General features: G+C 72.1%; 15 protein-coding genes and 1 pseudogene. 5 read left to right on the top strand and 11 right to left on the bottom strand.

All coding sequences use genetic code 11. From position 1 onward, the window contains the following. Positions 1–77 precede the first annotated feature (77 nt). Positions 78–1,127, top strand: coding sequence for a PucR family transcriptional regulator (locus tag ACZ45Z_RS00080; protein ID WP_468353768.1), 1,050 nt, complete (start codon positions 78–80; stop codon positions 1,125–1,127). Positions 1,128–1,230: 103 nt separating this feature from the next. On the opposite strand, the pseudogene ACZ45Z_RS00075 reads toward ACZ45Z_RS00080, so the two are convergent. Then, a pseudogene (locus ACZ45Z_RS00075) lies at positions 1,231–1,594 on the bottom strand (class I SAM-dependent methyltransferase); the annotation flags it as partial. Between the two features lie 246 nt (positions 1,595–1,840). Here ACZ45Z_RS00075 and ACZ45Z_RS00070 point away from each other — a divergent pair. Both ACZ45Z_RS00070 and ACZ45Z_RS00065 read left to right on the top strand, forming a co-directional pair. Next, positions 1,841–3,442, top strand: a complete 1,602-nt coding sequence (locus ACZ45Z_RS00070; RefSeq protein ID WP_468355480.1) for a CocE/NonD family hydrolase — start codon at positions 1,841–1,843, stop codon at positions 3,440–3,442. Positions 3,443–3,542: 100 nt separating this feature from the next. Beyond that, a complete protein-coding gene (locus ACZ45Z_RS00065) occupies positions 3,543–3,998 on the top strand; it encodes a pyridoxamine 5'-phosphate oxidase family protein (RefSeq protein WP_468353766.1) in 456 nt (151 codons plus the stop codon). A 25-nt stretch (positions 3,999–4,023) separates the two neighbouring features. Here ACZ45Z_RS00065 and ACZ45Z_RS00060 read toward each other — a convergent pair whose 3' ends face one another. From ACZ45Z_RS00060 to ACZ45Z_RS00040, 5 genes are all read right to left on the bottom strand, one after another. Further along, on the bottom strand, positions 4,024–4,890 hold the full coding sequence (locus tag ACZ45Z_RS00060) for an amino acid ABC transporter permease (protein ID WP_468353764.1): 867 nt from the start codon (positions 4,888–4,890) through the stop codon (positions 4,024–4,026). After that, entirely contained in the window at positions 4,887–5,531 is a 645-nt protein-coding gene (locus tag ACZ45Z_RS00055) for an amino acid ABC transporter permease (RefSeq protein WP_468353762.1), read from the bottom strand. Before ACZ45Z_RS00055 ends, ACZ45Z_RS00060 begins: the two co-directional genes overlap by 4 nt. 17 nt (positions 5,532–5,548) lie before the next feature. Continuing rightward, the gene (locus tag ACZ45Z_RS00050; RefSeq protein WP_468353760.1) at positions 5,549–6,472 is read right to left on the bottom strand and encodes a glutamate ABC transporter substrate-binding protein; all 924 of its coding nucleotides are present in this window, start codon (positions 6,470–6,472) and stop codon (positions 5,549–5,551) included. Between the two features lie 14 nt (positions 6,473–6,486). Continuing rightward, positions 6,487–7,230, bottom strand: coding sequence for an amino acid ABC transporter ATP-binding protein (locus tag ACZ45Z_RS00045; protein WP_468353758.1), 744 nt, complete (start codon positions 7,228–7,230; stop codon positions 6,487–6,489). Between the two features lie 155 nt (positions 7,231–7,385). After that, on the bottom strand, positions 7,386–7,826 hold the full coding sequence (locus ACZ45Z_RS00040) for a DUF6278 family protein (RefSeq protein ID WP_468353756.1): 441 nt from the start codon (positions 7,824–7,826) through the stop codon (positions 7,386–7,388). Between the two features lie 233 nt (positions 7,827–8,059). On the opposite strand from ACZ45Z_RS00040, the gene ACZ45Z_RS00035 reads away from it, so the two are divergent. After that, complete coding sequence (locus ACZ45Z_RS00035) at positions 8,060–9,874, top strand: SGNH/GDSL hydrolase family protein (protein WP_468353754.1); 1,815 nt, start codon at positions 8,060–8,062, stop codon at positions 9,872–9,874. A gap of 18 nt (positions 9,875–9,892) precedes the next feature. Here the strand turns inward: ACZ45Z_RS00035 and ACZ45Z_RS00030 are convergent, their stop codons facing one another. From ACZ45Z_RS00030 to pcaDC, 3 genes are all read right to left on the bottom strand, one after another. Beyond that, entirely contained in the window at positions 9,893–10,672 is a 780-nt protein-coding gene (locus ACZ45Z_RS00030) for an exodeoxyribonuclease III (protein ID WP_468353752.1), read from the bottom strand. Between the two features lie 30 nt (positions 10,673–10,702). Then, on the bottom strand, positions 10,703–11,341 hold the full coding sequence (locus ACZ45Z_RS00025) for an MBL fold metallo-hydrolase (RefSeq protein ID WP_468353750.1): 639 nt from the start codon (positions 11,339–11,341) through the stop codon (positions 10,703–10,705). A 182-nt stretch (positions 11,342–11,523) separates the two neighbouring features. Beyond that, complete coding sequence (gene pcaDC / locus ACZ45Z_RS00020; RefSeq protein WP_468353748.1) at positions 11,524–12,807, bottom strand: bifunctional 3-oxoadipate enol-lactonase/4-carboxymuconolactone decarboxylase PcaDC; 1,284 nt, start codon at positions 12,805–12,807, stop codon at positions 11,524–11,526. Positions 12,808–13,104: 297 nt separating this feature from the next. Between pcaDC and ACZ45Z_RS00015 the strand changes: the two genes are divergently transcribed. After that, on the top strand, positions 13,105–14,478 hold the full coding sequence (locus ACZ45Z_RS00015) for an outer membrane protein assembly factor BamB family protein (RefSeq protein ID WP_468353746.1): 1,374 nt from the start codon (positions 13,105–13,107) through the stop codon (positions 14,476–14,478). Positions 14,479–14,520: 42 nt separating this feature from the next. Here the strand turns inward: ACZ45Z_RS00015 and ACZ45Z_RS00010 are convergent, their stop codons facing one another. Continuing rightward, on the bottom strand, positions 14,521–15,093 hold the full coding sequence (locus tag ACZ45Z_RS00010; protein ID WP_468353744.1) for a hypothetical protein: 573 nt from the start codon (positions 15,091–15,093) through the stop codon (positions 14,521–14,523). Beyond that, entirely contained in the window at positions 15,090–16,211 is a 1,122-nt protein-coding gene (locus ACZ45Z_RS00005; protein WP_468353742.1) for an ROK family glucokinase, read from the bottom strand. The genes ACZ45Z_RS00010 and ACZ45Z_RS00005 overlap by 4 nt, the downstream gene beginning before the upstream one ends. Positions 16,212–16,518: the final 307 nt, after the last annotated feature.

Below are 16,518 nucleotides of genomic sequence, written 5' to 3'. Positions count from 1 at the left end.
TACAACATCCCGGATCCGGTCATCCGTGCTTTCCGCCGACCCCGAAGGACCGGACTCCCCACACGAATGAGGCGACCGTGAGCGACATACGCGACAGCGTCCGGTTACCGAAGCGCGGCGACGCGCCGGCCGATTGCGGCCAACGGGCCGAACTGGCCGAACTGATCACCCGCTCGCTCTACGACCGGGCTCCCGGCTTCCGGGGCCTGCTGGAGCGTGCCGGGCGCCCCCAGATCACCCGGTTGGTGGAGGAGGTGCTGCGCGCCACCCTGATCTGCGGGCCGCATGTCCCCGACGGCGGCGGCCACCCGCACTTCCCGCCCCCGGCCTCGCCCCTGCAAGCCCGCCGGCTGCTGTTCGGGGCCCTCACCGACCCGGCCGACGCCCCGCCCGCCGCCCTGCGCGAACTGGGCCGGCGCGCGCACTGGCCGCTGCCTTCCGCGCTGCGGGCCGTCGCGCTGCGGTCCGGCACCGACCTGCACCTGGTGGCGGCCGCCCTCGGCGACTGCCTCGTCAGCGCGCCGGGAGAACCGCCGTGCCTGCTGCTCCCCGACACCCCGGCCGGTGACCGGGCCCGGCTCGCCGGGGTGCTGCGCTGCCGCGCCGCCGCCGTCGGACACGCGGTCGGGCCGCACGACGTGCCCTCGTCCGTACGCTGGGCGCGCCGGCTGCTGGACATGGCGGCGCCGTGTGACGGCCCCGGCGCCGGGCCGGTGTTCGTCGACGACCATCTCTCCTCGCTCGTCCTGCTGCACGACGAGTCCCTGGCCCGCGAGCTCGTCGCCCGCCGGCTGCGTCCGCTGGCGGGGCTGACGCCCGAGCGGTGCGCGCGCCTGGAGGACACGCTGCTGGCCTGGCTGGGCGGGGGCGGCGCCCCGGAAGTGGCCAAGGCCCTGCACATCCATCCGCAGACGGTGCGGTACCGGATGCGCCAGATCGAGAAGCTCTTCGGTGACCGGCTGCGGGATCCGCGCGCCCGGTTCGAGATCGAGATGGCGCTGCGCAGCCGCCGGTTGCTGACCCGCGCCCACCGCCGCCCCGCGGACTCGGGCCGCCGCCCGCGGACGGTGCCCCGGAGCCGCGAGCCGCTCCCGGTGGCCCGCCGCGCCAGGCTGAACGGTCTGTGAGCCCGTAGCCGGCGCCCGCGCCCACCCGCGGCGTGCGGGCAAACGGACGAGGCTACGACACCCCCACGTCCTCACCGTCCGCCCGCGCGCCCGCACCCGCCAGGGCCGGCAGGTCGGGTGGGCGGGTGACGCCGGCGGCGCGTACGGCGCGGCCGAGCAGTGCCTGGCCCGGTGCGGCGGGCGCGGCCCAGATCGTCACGGCGATCCGGCCGCCCGGTCGTGTCACGCGCCGCAGTTCGGCGAGGGCCGCGCGGGGGCGCCCCACGTGGTTGAGCACGAAGTTGCCCACCGTCGCGTCGAACACACCGTCGCGGTACGGCAGTTGCGGCAGGGTGCCGATCTGGACGTCCGCCTCCGGGACGGTCCGCGCGGTGCGGTGGGCCATGGCGGGTTCGGCGGCCACGGCGGTCACCCGGGCGCCGCGCGCGCGAGCCGCCCGCCGCGACGGCGCCCGCCCCGGCCCCGACACCGCCTCAATTTCAGGCCCCCACGCCGCAATCCGCCCGGCCGGAACGACCCCGCCCCGGTGCCCCACTTCCTCTCCCCCGATGCCCCGACTCCCGCCCCTCCCCACGACGTTACCCACCCGTAACCTACCGACGGGTTACCTCCGGTAAGCGGCGGACCTTACTCTCCAGTCAAATCGAGCCGCCGGACGCCCCTCCTGTCTCCGACAGCGGCCGGCCGGTTCGCATCGAGATGTGGAGCAGAAGATGACGCCCTCCCGCACGACTCTGCGCGCCGCCATCGGCACCGTTTCGGCGGCGGTGCTCGCCGGCACGGTGTTCACCGGCGTGCCGGCCAACGCCCAGGCCCCGGCCGCCGAATCGGCGCCCGCGTCGGCCGTGTCCGCCTCGCCCGACGTGAGGTTCGTCGACATCACCGGCGACGGTGGCATCACCCTCAAGGCCAACGTCTTCACGCCGGCCGGCGCCGACGGGACCCGGCGGTATCCGGTCATCGTCCTGCCGACCAGTTGGGCGATGCCGCAGATCGAATACATGGCGCAGGCCAAGAAACTGGCCGACTCGGGTTACGTGGTCATTGGATACAACTCCCGCGGCTTCTGGCAGTCCGGCGGAGAGATCGAGACGGCCGGTCCGGAGGACATCGCCGACGCCTCGAAGGTCATCGACTGGGCGCTCGCCCACACCCCGGCCGACCCGGAGAAGGTCGGCATGGCGGGCGTCTCCTACGGCGCCGGGATCAGCCTGCTGACGTCGGCGTTCGACAAGCGGATCAAGGCGGTCGCGGCGCTCAGCGGATGGGGCGACCTGATCAACTCGATCTACAGCGGCCGCACCCAGCACCTCCAGGCCGCCGCGATGCTCGGCGGCGCCGGGGCACTCACCGGCCGCCCCAGCGCCGAACTCCAGACCGTCCTGAAGGACTTCCTCGGCTCCAACCTCGCCAAGGAGGACGACCTGCTCGCGTGGGGCAAGAAGCGCTCCCCCGCCACCTACCTCGACAAGATCAACGCCAACGGTGCCGCGATCATGCTCGGTAACGCCTGGGGCGACTCGCTGTTCCCGCCCAACCAGTACGCCGACTTCTTCGAGAAGCTCAAGGGGCCCAAGCGCCTGGAATTCCGCCCCGGTGACCACGCCACGGCCGAAGCCCTCGGCCTGCTGGGGCTCCCCGACGACACCTGGACCGACACCAAGCGGTGGTTCGACCACTACCTCAAGGGCGCCGACAACGGCATCGACCGCGAGTCGCCCGTGCTGCTCAAGTCCCGTTCCACCGGCGCCTACGAGGGCTACAAGAGCTGGCGGGACGTACCGTCCGCGCACCGGAAGATCGAGCTGAACGACACCCGGCAGATCCGCACCAACCTCGACTCCGGCGCCAACGGCGGACTGATCTTCCTCTCCAGCATGATGGACCAGTTCCTCAAGCTCCCGCCGATGGCCTCGATCCCGCTGCTGCCCCGCTCGCTGGCCGCCGTCTGGCAGTCCGAGCGCTACGAGAGCGGGCAGCGGGTCCGCGGGACGACCCGGCTGCACACGACCGTCACCAGCACCGCCGAGAGCGGCACCGGCATCGCCTACCTCTACGACGTCGGTCCGCTGGGCCTGGGCAGGCTCGTCACCCACGCGCCGTTCACCTTCCACGGCAAGACACCGGGCCGGCCCTTCGGTGTGGACCTGGAACTGTTCTCCACGGCGTACGACGTGCCGGCCGGCCACCGGCTCGCCGTGGTCGTGGACTCCGTCGATCCGCTCTACATCGAGCACAACCCCAGCGGCGCCCGGCTGACGTTCTCCTCCCCGGCGGACGATCCGTCGTACGTGTCGGTGCCGGTGCGCGACTAGCGGCGCGGACGGCGGCGCGCGGGGGGGGGCGGGGCGTAGGACGCAGGTCGTACGGCTCGTGGCCGAGGTGCGGGCGGCGTCCGGTCGTTAGCCTCCCGGCATGACTCCTTACCCGCCGGCGCGCGCCGCCGAGCAGCGCAAACGAGAGGTGTTCAGGCGCTGGGAGACGGACGAGGACGCCTGGGTGTCCACCGCTTCCGCCGACGGCACCCCGTACTTGGTGCCGCTGTCGTTCGTGTGGCATGACGGCCGGCTGCTGATGGCCACGAAGGCGGCCAACCCCACCGCCCGCAACCTGGCGGCGCACGGCGACTGCTGGGTCGCGATGGGTCCCACCCGGGACGTCGTACTCGTGCGGTGCGCCGCCCAGGTCATCGCCTCGGACGCCCTCCCGGACGCCGCCGGGGACGCCTTCGCCCACAAGCTCGGCTGGGACCCGCGCGGGCGCGCCGCGTGGGTCTTCCTCTCCTTCCTGCCGCGCCGGGTACTGGCGTGGCGGGAGGAGACCGAGCTGGCGGACCGGGAGTTGATGCGGGACGGCGTCTGGCGCGTGTGACCGCGCGCCGGCCAGGCGCGCCCCGTCAGGCCGGCGGCGGCCGGTGGGTGCCCGGCAGCAGCGTGCCCGGCTCCGGTGCGCCGACCTCGGCGGCCTCGACCTTCGGGTTGCGCTTCTGCCGCTTGGAGACCCAGTTGGCCAGCCACGACAGCAGCATGCACAGGCCGATGTAGATCGGCGAGATGACCATGACGACGGGGATGAACGGCAGGTCGTAGTCGAGGTTCGAGGCGATCAGCTTGCCGGCGTGCAGGAACTCCTCGTAGGTGATCAGGAAACCGAGCGAGGTGTCCTTCAGGGCCACCACGAGCTGGCTGATGATCGTCGGCAGCATCGCCCGCACCGCCTGCGGCACCAGGACGTACGTCATGACCTGCGTCTTGCGCATGCCGAGCGCGTACGCGGCCTCCCGCTGCCCGCGGTCGACCGAGTGGACGCCGGAGCGGAAGATCTCCGCGAGGACGGAGCCGTTGTAGAGGGTCAGGCCGGCGACGAGGGCCGGCAGCGGCTCGACCTTCAGCGCCACGTAGATGAAGAAGATCATGACGAGGACGGGCATCGCGCGGAAGAACTCCACCAGCAGGGTGCACAGCCAGCGCAGGAGGCGGTGCTCGGAGAGCCGGCCGGCCGCGAGCACCGCGCCCAGCGCGAGGGAGAGGGCCGCGGCGTACCCGAACGCCTTGAGCGTGTTGCCCAGGCCGGTGAGGAGGAGTTCCTGGATGCCCGTGTAGGTGAAGGGGTTCCACTTCGCGGCGGTGAACTGGCCGGTGTCGAAGAGGAGAGAGAGGACCCAGCCGATCAGGGCGAGGATCGCAGCGGTCGCCACCAGGCCGTAGAGCAGGTGCCGCCGCTTGGTCCTCGGTCCCGGGACGTCGTAGAGGGCGGTGGTCATCGGGCGACTCCGAAGCGCTTCTCCAGCACGTTGAACACCGCGCTGATGGTCAGGGTCACGATCAGATAGCCGACGGCGATCCAGAGGAAGGACCAGATGATGCTGTAGCCCAGTTCGTTGAGCGTCTTGTACGTCCCGAGCAGTTCGACGACGCTGAACGAGCCGGCGATGGCGGAGTTCTTGGCGAGCGCGATGAGCGTGGAGCCGATGGGCGGGATCACCGAGCGGAAGGCTTGCGGGAGCACCACCTCGCCGAGCGTCTGGGGGAAGGTCAGGCCAAGGCTGCGGGCCGCCTCGCCCTGCCCGACCGGCACGGTGTTGATGCCCGAGCGCACGGCCTCGCAGATGAACGCCGAGGTGTAGCAGCCCAGTGCCAGGATGGCGAACACCTTGAACGGCAGGACCAGGCCGAAGCGCGGCAGGCCCAGCAGCACCGCGAAGAACAGCAGCGTCAGCGGCGTGTTGCGCAGCACCGTCACCCACGCCGTCCCGAAGGCCCGCAGGGAGCGGACCGGTGCGACGCGGAAGGCGGCCATGAGGAAGCCGAGGCCGAGGGCGAGCAGCGAGGCGTAGCCGGTGAGTTCGACGGTGCCGAGCAGTCCTTCGCCATAGAGGGAGAGATTGTCGAGGAGAACGTTCATGGGTGCTTCCTTGCTCCTCAGCTCGCCGGGTAGCGGTCGACCGGGGGCGGCTTCGGGGCGGGCGCTCCGGACAGGCCCAGCGTCGCGCGGTAGGCCTTTTGCCAGTCGCCGTTCTTCTCGGCCGCGACGATCGCGTCGTCGAGGGCGAACCGCAGCGCGTTGTCGCCGTGCGGGAGGCCGACGCCGTAGGGCTCCTTGGAGAACGGCTTGCCGACCACCTTCAGCTCGTCGGGCACCTTGGCCGCGTAGCCCAGCAGGATCGCGTCGTCGGTGGTGACCGCGTCGACCTGGAAGGTGAGCAGGTTGTCCACACACACCGAGTAGGTGTCGTAGGCGACCAGCACGGCCCGGGGGTACTCGGACTGGATGCGCTGGTAGGGCGTCGAGCCGGCCGCCGAGCACACGCGTTCGCCGGCCAGGTCCTGCGGGCCCTTGATGTCGTCCTCGTCGCCACGGACCAGCAGGGACTGGCCCGCTTCGTAGTAGGGGCCGGCGAAGCCCACCTGCTGTTTGCGTTTGTCGTTGATGGTGTACGTGCCGACGTAGAGGTCGATCTGGCCGTTCTGCAGCGCCGTCTCGCGGTTGGCCGAGGCGATCGTCTTGAACTGGATCGTCTCCGGCCGGAACCCGAGCGCCGCGGACATCATTTTGGCGATCTCGATGTCGAAGCCGGTGTAGAGGCCGGTGGAGGGGTCCTTCTCCCCGATGTAGGGCTGGTCCTCCTTGGCGCCGATGACGAGATGGCCCCGGCGCTCGGCCTTCCGCCAGGTCGGTGAGTCGGGCAGCCGGACGTTCTTGGCGACCTTGTAGCGCGGCAGTTCGCTGCGCTCGGGGCCCTTGACCGGCGGGCTGCCTTCCTTGCCGCAGCCGGCGGTGACCAGGGCGGCGGCGAGCGTCAGCGCCGCCAGGACGCGGCGCAGGCGGGTGGAGGGAAAGTGCATCGCGGCTCCCCCGTTCAGTGCTTGAGGATCTTGGAGAGGAAGTCCTTCGCCCGGTCGCTCTCCGGCGCCGTGAAGAATGCCTCGGGGGTGCGGTCCTCCACGATGCGGCCGTCGGACATGAAGACGACGCGGTTGGCCGCGGAGCGGGCGAAGCCCATCTCGTGGGTGACGACGACCATGGTCATGCCGTCCCGGGCGAGCTGCCGCATGACTTCCAGCACCTCGTTGATCATCTCCGGGTCGAGGGCGGAGGTCGGCTCGTCGAAGAGGAGCGCCTGCGGGTCCATGGCGAGGGCGCGGGCGATGGCGACGCGCTGCTGCTGTCCGCCGGAGAGCTGTGCCGGGTACTTCTCGGCCTGGGAGGCGAGTCCCACCCGGTCCAGGAGTTCGCGGGCCCGCCGGGCGGCCTCGTCCTTGTTCTTCTTGCGGACCTTGACCGGTGCGAGCATCACGTTGGCCAGCACGGTCTTGTGGGCGAAGAGGTTGAAGGACTGGAAGACCATGCCCACTTCGGCGCGGAGCTGGGCCAGTGCGCGGCCCTCGTCGGGCAGCGGCTTGCCGGCCAGGGTGATGGTGCCCGATTCGATCGTCTCGAGGCGGTTGATGGTTCGGCACAGGGTGGACTTCCCGGACCCGGACGGTCCGATGACCACTACCACCTCGCCGCGGTCGACGGTGAGGTCGATGTCCTGGAGGACATGCAGTTTCCCGTAGTGCTTGTTGACCCCGCGCAGTTCAATCAGCGCATCACCGGCCATATGCAGACCTGCCCACTCTCATCCGTACAGCGGAGAGACCGCAACTTACCGGCAGAAAAGGGGCGCTTCGCCGCTGACACGCACGGAGGGCCGGATACGGGTGACAAACCAGGGCTACGGCGGGGCGCGCGGCGGCGGGCAGGCGGCCGGGCGGCTCAGCTCTCGGCGACCTCGGCGTAGAGCTGGGACAGCTCCGGCGCCCCGACGTCCGCCCATTCGTGGCCCGCCGCGACCACGTCGATCTCCCGGCCCGATTCCAGCCGCACCACCGGCTGCCCGCCCGGCGACACCTGCCAGACGGCGCCGCGGACCGTACGCACCAGGACGGTGCCGAGATACAGCCCGGCGTCGTTGCCGAGCCACGGCACCACTTCCGGATCGTCCCGCCACACCGGCTGCAACTGGTCCAGCGACTCCAACGACCGTGCGGAGTCGTCCAGTTCCACCCCCGCGTCGGCGGCCTGGGCCCGTAGCAGCTCGCATTCGGACAGCAGCTCGATGACGCTGGCGGGGTCGGCGCGCACCGACTCCGCCAGGGAGGGGGGTTGGTCCGGGCGCGGGCGCCTGCGCCACTTGTCCAGGAAAGACATGTTCATGGTGTGCAGGGTCCCACCCGCCCCACGGCCCCGGCCACAGGCGCGCGGCGCGACGCGGACCCGATCGTCATCTTGACGACCCCTGTTGGCCTCCCTACTTTCATGGCGCTCGGATCGGATCTGCTGAATCCGCAGGAGCCCCCACCTCTCGCGGTCAGGGCGTGAAAACACGCCCTCACGGCCGGATCGCAGCTCGCGCCCGCCCGTTGGCGCCGCCCGGAGGGAACGGATACATGCGCGCACGACTATGGGGCACCGCCCTGGCACTTGTGCTCACCACGACGGCGCTCCCCGCCGCCACGGCGGTCGCCGCGACGGCGGCCCGCCCGCACCTCCCACCACCCCTTTCGAACCTCTTCGACAACACGGCGGTCAGTGACAACTCCGAAGCGGAGGCGGCCGACTTCGACGGTGCCGGGCGTTCGCTGTCCGCGCAGGACCTGGCGGCGGCGGGCTGGTCACCGGGGAGCGTCCTGACGATCGACGGGACGCGGCTCACCTGGCCCCGCGCGGCGGCCGGCCGCCCGGACAACGTGGTGGCGGACGGCCAGACCGTCGCGGTACGCGGTCGGGGCCGGGCGCTCACCTTCCTGGTCGCCGCTACCGGCGGCGCGGACGTGTCCGGGACCGGCACCGTGCGCTACCGCGACGGAAGGCGCGGCGGCTACGAACTCACCGCGCCCGACTGGCGGTCGGGTCCGCTGAGCACCAAGGCGGTGGCGCTGCCGCACATCAACGGTCCGGACGGGCAGAGTGCCGGGCCGGCGCGGCTGTACGCGGTGACCGTACCGCTGCGGCCGGGCCGCGAGGTGGCGTCGGTGGTCCTGCCCGAGGTCCCCGAGGCCACCGGTGAGCTGCACGTGTTCGCGGTGTCGGTACGGGACACCGGGCGGGGCAGGACGGGCAGTTGGGCGACGAGCACCGCCGGCTACCGGGCCGTCGGCCCCTGGACGGACCGTACGCTGCGGCTCGTCGTCCACACCGGCGCGGGCGGGCCGCGGCCGCGGATACGGCTCGCGAACACCTTCGCGGCCGGGCCGGTGGACATAGGGGCGGCGAGCCTGGCGGTGCGGGGCGCGGGCGCGGCGACACGGGACGCGCCGGTCTCGCTGACCTTCGGCCGGGGGCGGTCCGGCGTCCGCATACCCGCCGGCGCCGAGGCGTTCAGCGATCCGGTGGACTTCGCCGTGCCCGCCGACACCGATCTGCTGGTGAGCCTGCACCTGCCGGGGACGGTGGCGGCGGCGCCGGTCCACCAGGAGGCGGCCCAGTCGTCGTATCTGAGTGCGGCGGGCAGCGGGGACCGCACCGCCGACAGCGGGGGCGCGGCCTACCCGGAGACGCTGGCGTTCTGGCCCTTCCTGACCGGCGTCGACGTCGAGGCGGGCCCGGGGTCGATCGTCGCGCTGGGCGATTCGATCACCGACGGGGTGAAGTCGACGAGCGGCGCGAACCGCCGCTGGCCCGACGTGCTCGCCCGCCGCTTCCGGGCGCAGTCCGCGCTCCCCCGCTACGGCGTGCTCAACCACGGCATCTCGGCGAACCGCGTCGTCACCGACCGGTACCAGGGCGACGGGGTCAGCAAGGACACCGGCGGGGTCAGCGCCGGGCACCGGCTGGAGCGCGATGTGCTGGCGCAGCCCTCGGCACGCACGGTCGTGGTCTTCGAGGGCATCAACGATGTGCGCTGGGGTACCTCGGCGCAGGAGGTGACCGCCGGCCTGCGGGCGCTGGCCCAGCGGGCGCGCGCCCGGGGTCTGCGGGTCGTCGCGGCGACCCTCACGCCGTGCGAGGGCTATACCGACTGCCTGCCGGCGGTCGAGGCCCGGCGGCAGGCGGTCAACGCGTTCCTCCGCGCGGACGGCGGCGTCTTCGACGCGGTGCTGGACTTCGACGCCGTACTCCGCGATCCGGCGCGGCCCCAGCGGATGCTGCCCGCCTACGACAGCGGCGACCATCTGCATCCCGGCGACGCGGGCCTGAAGGCACTGGGCGACTCGGTGGACCTGGCGGCGCTGGTCCCGCCAGGTCCACGCGACAGGTCCTAGACCTGCCCCAGACCTGCCCTAGACCTCCAGATCGACCACCACCGGCGCATGGTCGGACGCGCCCTTGCCCTTGCGCTCCTCGCGGTCGACGTACGCGTCCGAGACGGCCTTGGCGAACGGCGCGTTGCCGTAGACCAGGTCGATGCGCATGCCGCGGTTCTTGGGGAAGGCGAGCTGGCGGTAGTCCCAGTAGGTGTAGGGCCGGTCGTACTTCAGGGGGCGCGGCATGATGTCCGACAGGCCGGCCTCGCGGAGCGCGCCCAGTGCGGCGCGCTCCGCGGGGGTGACGTGCGTGGCGCCGTCGAAGACGGACCGGTCCCATACGTCCTCGTCCGTGGGCGCGACGTTGTAGTCGCCGAGGACGGCGAACGGGCGGTCGCCCGCCGCGTCCTCGGCGACCGCCGCCCGCAGCGCCTCGAACCAGGTGAGCTTGTAGGCGTAGTGGTCGTGGTCGACCTCGCGGCCGTTGGGGACGTACACCGACCAGACGCGGGCCGGTCCGCAGGTGGCCGAGATCGCCCGGGGCTCCTGCACGCCGTCGTAGTCCGGCCCGCCGGTCAGGCCGGTGACGACGTCCTCCAGGCCGACCTTCGACAGGACCGCCACGCCGTTCCACCGGCCGCCGGCGTTGACCGCCGCCTCATAGCCGAGGGCGCGCAGCTCGTCGTGCGGGAACTGCTCGGCCGAGCACTTGATCTCCTGGATGCACAGCACGTCCGTGCCGGTGCTCTCCAGCCAGGCCAGCAGCCTCGGGAGGCGGGCGGTGATCGAATTGACGTTCCAGGTCGCGATGCGCATGTCCGTAAACCTACAGCGGGGGTCTGACAGTCAGGCCAGTGATGTGGCGGTACCGGGCGCCAGGCGGCCGTGGTCGGTTCCGCCCAGTTTGTCGATCATGGAGTCGTAGACCGGCCGGGCGTGGTCCTGGAGCAGGCTGTCGTGGATGTCGATGGCCCGCCGGGGCGCGACCTCGCGGACGTAGTCGATGATCTCGGCGACCTTGTTCCAGGGCGCGTGCACCGGCAGCAGGAGGGTGTCGACCGTACGGCCCGCGGGGACGGTCAGCGCGTCACCGGGGTGGAAGACCGAGCCGTCCAGCAGGAAGCCGACGTTGGTGATACGGGGGATGTCGGGGTGGATGACGGCGTGGAGCTGGCCGTGCACCTCGACGTCGAAGCCCGCGGCGGTGAAGGTGTCCCCCTCGCCGACGGTGTTCACCCGGCCGGGGAAGGCCGCCGAGAGCTGGCCCGCGACGCTGGCCAGGGTCCAGATCTCGGCCGCCGGGTTGGCCTCCATGCCGGCCCGCAGCCGGTCCTCGTTGAAGTGGTCCATGTGCTCGTGCGTGACGAGAATCGCGTCCGCGCCGACGGCCGCGTCCTCCTCGCTGAAGAGACCGGGATCGATGACGAGCGTCTGCCCGTCCTTCTCCAGCCGGACGCAGGCATGGGTCATCTTGGTGAGTTCCATACCGCCATCTTGCCGCGCGGGGACGGTCGGGGGGCGGTTTGTGGGGGTGGCGGGGTGCTTGGTGCGGGGGCCGGGGCCGCTCGGCGGGGTCCCGGGCCTCCGGATCGCCTTCCCGCGCGGTTCCCCGCACCGCACCGCCCCGCGGCTCCTCGCACCGCACCGCCCCGCCCCGCGGGCCCGGCTCACGCCTGCGGCGTGGTCTCTTCCCGTATGACGCGCTGGGCGACCGCGAACGCGGAGTTCGCCGCCGGCACGCCGCAGTAGATCGCGGTGTGCAGCAGGACTTCCTTGATCTCCGACGGCGTGAGGCCGTTGCGCAGGGCGGCGCGGGTGTGCAGCGCCAGCTCCTCGTGGTGGCCCCGGGCGACGAGCGCGGTCAGGGTGATGACGCTGCGGGTGCGGCGGTCCAGGCCGGGTCTGGTCCAGGTCTCGCCCCAGGCGTAGCGGGTGATGAAGTCCTGGAAGTCGCCGGTGAACTCGTCGGTGGCGGCCTCGACCCGGTCGACGTGGGCGTCCCCGAGCACCTCGCGGCGGATCTTGATGCCCTGCTCGTACATGCCGCCGCGGGCCTGCTCGGGCTGGGCGAAACCGGACTCTATGGCGGCGGGCGCGGCCTGCGGGGGCGGCGGGGGCGCGATCTGCGGCTTGGGGGCGGCGGCGCCGATCGCGGCCTGACCGCCCGCGCTGGGCTTGTCGTGCCAGGCGGTGGAGAAGTGCCGGATGAGGAGTTCGGTGACGGCGGCCGGCTGCTCGACGGGCGCCAGGTGGGAGGTGCCCGGCACCAGCGCGAGGCTCGCGTCGGGGATACCGGCGACCAGAGTGCGGGCGTCGGTGGTCGGGGTGACCTGGTCCTCGGACCCGACGACGACGAGCGTGGGCACGCCGACGCGGCCGAGCGAGGACCGCACGTCGTACGCGGCCAGCGCCTCGCAGGCCGCGATGTAGCAGCCCGGGTCGGTGGTCCGCACCATCTGCACGGCCCATTCGACGATGGCGGGCTGGGCGCCCGCGAAGCCGGCGGTGAACCAGTGCTCGGGCGCGGTGCGGGCGATCGGGTCCAGCCCGTTCGTACGGATCACCACACCGCGCTGACGCCAGGCGTCGGCGGTGCCGTACCGCGGGGAGGAGGACACGAGCGCCAGAGAGGTGACGCGGTGCGGGCGGGTGAGGGCAAGCTGAGTGCCGATGGCCCCACCGATGGAGCAGCCGGCGTAGCCGAAGCGGTCCACGCCCAGGGCGTCGAGGGTGGCGATGAGCCGGTCGGCCAGTTCGGCGACGGAGGTGGCGGGGTGGGCGGGTGATCCGCCGTGGCCGGGCAGGTCGAAACGGATGACGCGCCAGTGGCGGGTCAGCTCGGGGATCTGCCGGTCCCACATATGCCAGGTGGTACCGAGCGAGGCGCCCAGTACGAGTACGGGGGCGTCGTCGGGGCCGTCGATCCGGTGTTGCAGGGTCTTCTCGCTCACCCGGCCACGCTACCGAACTCGCTGACGCGGTCCTGACACCCGGGTCAGGAAGAGCCGACGAGAACGGCCCGGGCATGGCCGCCGGCCGCACCCAAAGCGGGATCATCGCAGGTCAGAGCCTCACGATCGAGACGACGCAGACGACCGGGCGACCCGGCTCGTCGTAGCTCACCATGATCCGCTGCACGAACGCGGTGCCTTCCCGTGATCAGAAGCGGGACGTCTTCCGGCCCATCGAGGCGGTGCGATGCGGGCCGGGCCGATGGGCCAGGGCCGGGAAGGCCCTAGCCTGCGGGTATGGGGATGCACGGGCGAATACGGGCGGACATCGACCGGCGGCGGGCGCTGAAGCTGGGGGCGGGCGCTGTGGGGGCGCTCGCCTCCGTCGCCGTCCTGCGAGCCGTCGACCAGGCCCAGGAGGAGGACAAGCCGCCCGCGCACAAACCCCTCTGGACCTTCCTCCTGAAGGACGAAGGCGACCAAGGCACGGACTTGGCGCCCGTCGTCCACGCCCACGGGACGCTCTACCTCGCCACACAGGATGGTGCGGGGTTGTACGCGCTCGACGCCACCACCGGCCGCAAGCGCTGGCACACCCCGCTCTCCGGCACCTACACCGGCGAGATGACCGTCTCCTCGGGCACCACCTCCTCCGGAACGGTGTCCTCCAGCACCGTCTACGTGGCCACCCATGACGGCGCCGTGCACGCGCTGCGCACCTCGGACGGCGAACACCGCTGGACGGCCCGCCCCAACGGGCACATGGGCGGCATAGCCGACCTCACCGCCCCCATGCGCCTGGGTTCCCTCGTCCTGTTGAGCATCCTGCCGTCCACCTACGAGGAGGACCCGGACCCGCCCCCATCGGTCCTGTACGCGCTGGACGCGACCCACGGACACCTCGTATGGGAGCGAGAGGCCACGCTCCTGGACGTACGGGACGGCCTCGCGTACATCCGCCTCCCGCACGAGGGAATCGGTGCCCTCGACCCGCGAACCCGGAAGCTGCGCTGGTCGGCCCCGCCCAGCAAGCGGACGTCCAACCGGACCGTGGACGCCTTCGGCAAGGACGCCCTCTACGGACGGAACGGCGCCGACGGCATCGGCTCGGAGCTGGTCGCCTACGCCCCCCGCACCGGCGCGGTGCGCTGGACGGCTCCCGCCACACGCGCCTCCTCCGCGATCGTCCAGGGCGACTCCGTCTACATCAACGCTCCGGGCCACGGCAAGAACGCCGAACAACGGCTGCACGCGCTCAATGCCGCGACGGGCGCGGTGCGTTGGACCGCCCCGGCCTTCTCGACCAAGAACTACGAGAGCCCCGTGATCGCCGCCGATGCCCAGTCGGTCTATCTGACCTGGAGCGAGGACCTGGACCTTGACCATCAACTCACGACTGTCCAGGCGTACGACGCGCGCACGGGCCGCCCCCGCTGGCGGGCAGAACGCACCGAATCGTCCTACTCCGCCGTCACAGCACCCGGGCACCACCTGATCGTCGGCTACTTGGACGACTGGTACGGCTATGACACCCGCAGTGGCCGGGCCAGGTGGCGGGTGAGCTCGGGGAAGGACGGGACGGCATCGGCACCGCCCTTTGTCGCGGATGGCGTGGTCTATTGCGCCAACGAGGAAGGGGTGCGGGCCATCCGGCTTTCCCAGCGCCCGTAGGGAAGGGGTGACCCGCCGGTCGCGACAGCACTGACCCGGTGGTCAGAACGTGATCGTGGACACGGTGTAGACGACCGGATGGCCCGGCTCGTCGTAGCTGACCATGATGCGCTGGGAGGGCTGCGGGGCCTCCTTCGCGTTCGTCGTGCCGGCCCACTGCCAGTCGGCGGTGAAGTCCCAGCCGACCTGCGCGGCCTGCCCGGGTGGGATGGTCGTCCTGCCCTTCTTCAGGGCCGCGACGCTGCTCCCGACGCTCTTCAGGTACTTCTCAAGACCCCCCTCGTTGGTCCTGAACTGCACGAAGAGCGAGCTGGTCTGCCAGGAGTTGGTCTCGTAGTAGTAGACCGGTGTGGAGCCGATCGGGACCGGCACGTTGTAGATCCGCTGCTGGACCTTGGAGGGGAAGGCGTTGGTCAGGCCGGTGGCGGCGGCCTCCTGCTCCTTGCCCTCGCCGCTGTCGCGGCTCTGCTCGGCCGAGATGACGATGTAGCCGGCCGGGATCGCGATCAGCAGGAAAACGATCAGCGCGGTCAGCCAGGGGCGGGGGCGCTTGGCACGAGGGGACGTCGGCGGCTGGTGGTCGTCGTTCATGGGGGTCAGGTCCGTGTCGGTCATCGGCGGCCGGACCGTTCGTAGCGCTCGTAGCGCTCGACGCGACGGCGGTTGGCGCGCCGGAAGCGGCGGGCGATCAGCCGGGCGAGGTCCGCGGCCCCGACCATACCGGCCTCCGGGCCCAACTGGGCCTTGGCGATCCGCGCCTCGGGGCGGTAGCCGCGGCCGGTGAGGTGGCGCCGGAAGGCGTCCCTGGCCGGGCCGATCAGCAGGTCGTCGGCGGCGCTGACGCCGCCACCGATGACGAAGCACGACGGGTCGAGGGCGGCGGCGAGGTTGGCGATGCCGACGCCCAGCCACTGGCCGATCTCCTGGAGGAGTTCGACGCACATCGCGTCGCCCTCGCGGGCCAGCTCGGTGATCAGCGGGCCGGTGATGTCGCCGACGCGCCCACCGACCCGCTCGATGATGTTGTACGCGACCGGCGAGTCGGCGGCGGCGAGCTCGCGGGCCTCCCGGACGAGGGCGTTGCCCGAGCTGTACTGCTCCCAGCAGCCGCGGTTGCCGCACGGGCAGCGGTGGCCCGCGGGGACGACCTGCATATGGCCGAACTCGCCGGCCACGCCGTACTTGCCGCGCTTGACCGCGCCGTCCTCCAGGATCGCGCCGCCGATGCCCGTACCGAGGGTGATCATGACGAGGTGGTCCTCGCCCCGGCCCGCGCCGAAGCGCCATTCCGCCCAGGCGGCGGTGTTGGCGTCGTTGTCGACCATGACGGGCACCGCGAGGCGGCCGGCGAGACGGTCGCGCAGCGGCTCGTTGCGCCAGTTGAGGTGGGGGGCGAAGAGGACGGTGCTGCGGTCGGCGTCGACCCAGCCGGCCGCGCCGATGCCCACCGCGTGCACGTCGTGCCGGTCGGAGAGGTCGAGCACCAGCTCGGTGATGGTGTCCTCGACGACCTTGGGGCTCTTGGACTTGTCCGGCGTCTCGGTGCGGACCTGCTCCAGGATGGTGCCGTCGGCGTCGACCACGCCCGCCATGACCTTGGTGCCGCCGATGTCGATGCCGACCGTGGGCACCCGGGGCGCGGTCAGATGCGAGCGCCGCTCCCGGGCGCCGACCGTGCGCAGGACGGTGGCGCTCGCCGGCCCCCGGTACACCCGTTCCCGGTAGATGCTCATCGACCCACCTCTTCGCCGTTACGGCTGCCGTTGCGGTCGGGGCGGCTGCGTGCGCGCAAGAGTCGTCTCGTCCCTGCGGGTCTCGGGAGGCCGGGGCCTCGGCGTGGGGGCTTCGGCGCGCGGGGTCCGCGTAGGTGGTGCGGTGTTCCGCGTGCGTGTTTCGGTGCGATTGTGCATCACGCGCACCGTCCGGCGCACCGCGACGTGAAGGCGGCGGGGGGGGGGGGGGGGGGGGGGGGGGGGGGGGGGGGGGGGGGGGGGGGGGGGGGGGGGGGGGGGGGGGGGGGGGGAGGGGGGGGGGGGGGGG

The organism is Streptomyces sp. NPDC031210 (assembly GCF_055570395.1).
This window is presented reverse-complemented; position numbering and strand designations above follow the sequence as displayed.

What these genes read in the sequence shown, in the direction of transcription:
- ACZ45Z_RS00030 (WP_468353752.1), bottom strand. Translation starts at nt 10,672, where the DNA reads ATGCGCATCGCGACCTGGAACGTCAATTCGATCACCGCCCGCCTCCCG.
- ACZ45Z_RS00005 (WP_468353742.1), bottom strand. Translation starts at nt 16,211, where the DNA reads ATGAGCATCTACCGGGAACGGGTGTACCGGGGGCCGGCGAGCGCCACC.
- ACZ45Z_RS00025 (WP_468353750.1), bottom strand. Translation starts at nt 11,341, where the DNA reads ATGGAACTCACCAAGATGACCCATGCCTGCGTCCGGCTGGAGAAGGAC.
- ACZ45Z_RS00055 (WP_468353762.1), bottom strand. Translation starts at nt 5,531, where the DNA reads ATGAACGTTCTCCTCGACAATCTCTCCCTCTATGGCGAAGGACTGCTC.
- ACZ45Z_RS00035 (WP_468353754.1), top strand. Translation starts at nt 8,060, where the DNA reads ATGCGCGCACGACTATGGGGCACCGCCCTGGCACTTGTGCTCACCACG.
- ACZ45Z_RS00070 (WP_468355480.1), top strand. Translation starts at nt 1,841, where the DNA reads ATGACGCCCTCCCGCACGACTCTGCGCGCCGCCATCGGCACCGTTTCG.
- ACZ45Z_RS00065 (WP_468353766.1), top strand. Translation starts at nt 3,543, where the DNA reads ATGACTCCTTACCCGCCGGCGCGCGCCGCCGAGCAGCGCAAACGAGAG.
- ACZ45Z_RS00050 (WP_468353760.1), bottom strand. Translation starts at nt 6,472, where the DNA reads ATGCACTTTCCCTCCACCCGCCTGCGCCGCGTCCTGGCGGCGCTGACG.
- ACZ45Z_RS00015 (WP_468353746.1), top strand. Translation starts at nt 13,105, where the DNA reads ATGGGGATGCACGGGCGAATACGGGCGGACATCGACCGGCGGCGGGCG.
- ACZ45Z_RS00045 (WP_468353758.1), bottom strand. Translation starts at nt 7,230, where the DNA reads ATGGCCGGTGATGCGCTGATTGAACTGCGCGGGGTCAACAAGCACTAC.
- ACZ45Z_RS00060 (WP_468353764.1), bottom strand. Translation starts at nt 4,890, where the DNA reads ATGACCACCGCCCTCTACGACGTCCCGGGACCGAGGACCAAGCGGCGG.
- ACZ45Z_RS00040 (WP_468353756.1), bottom strand. Translation starts at nt 7,826, where the DNA reads ATGAACATGTCTTTCCTGGACAAGTGGCGCAGGCGCCCGCGCCCGGAC.
- ACZ45Z_RS00010 (WP_468353744.1), bottom strand. Translation starts at nt 15,093, where the DNA reads ATGACCGACACGGACCTGACCCCCATGAACGACGACCACCAGCCGCCG.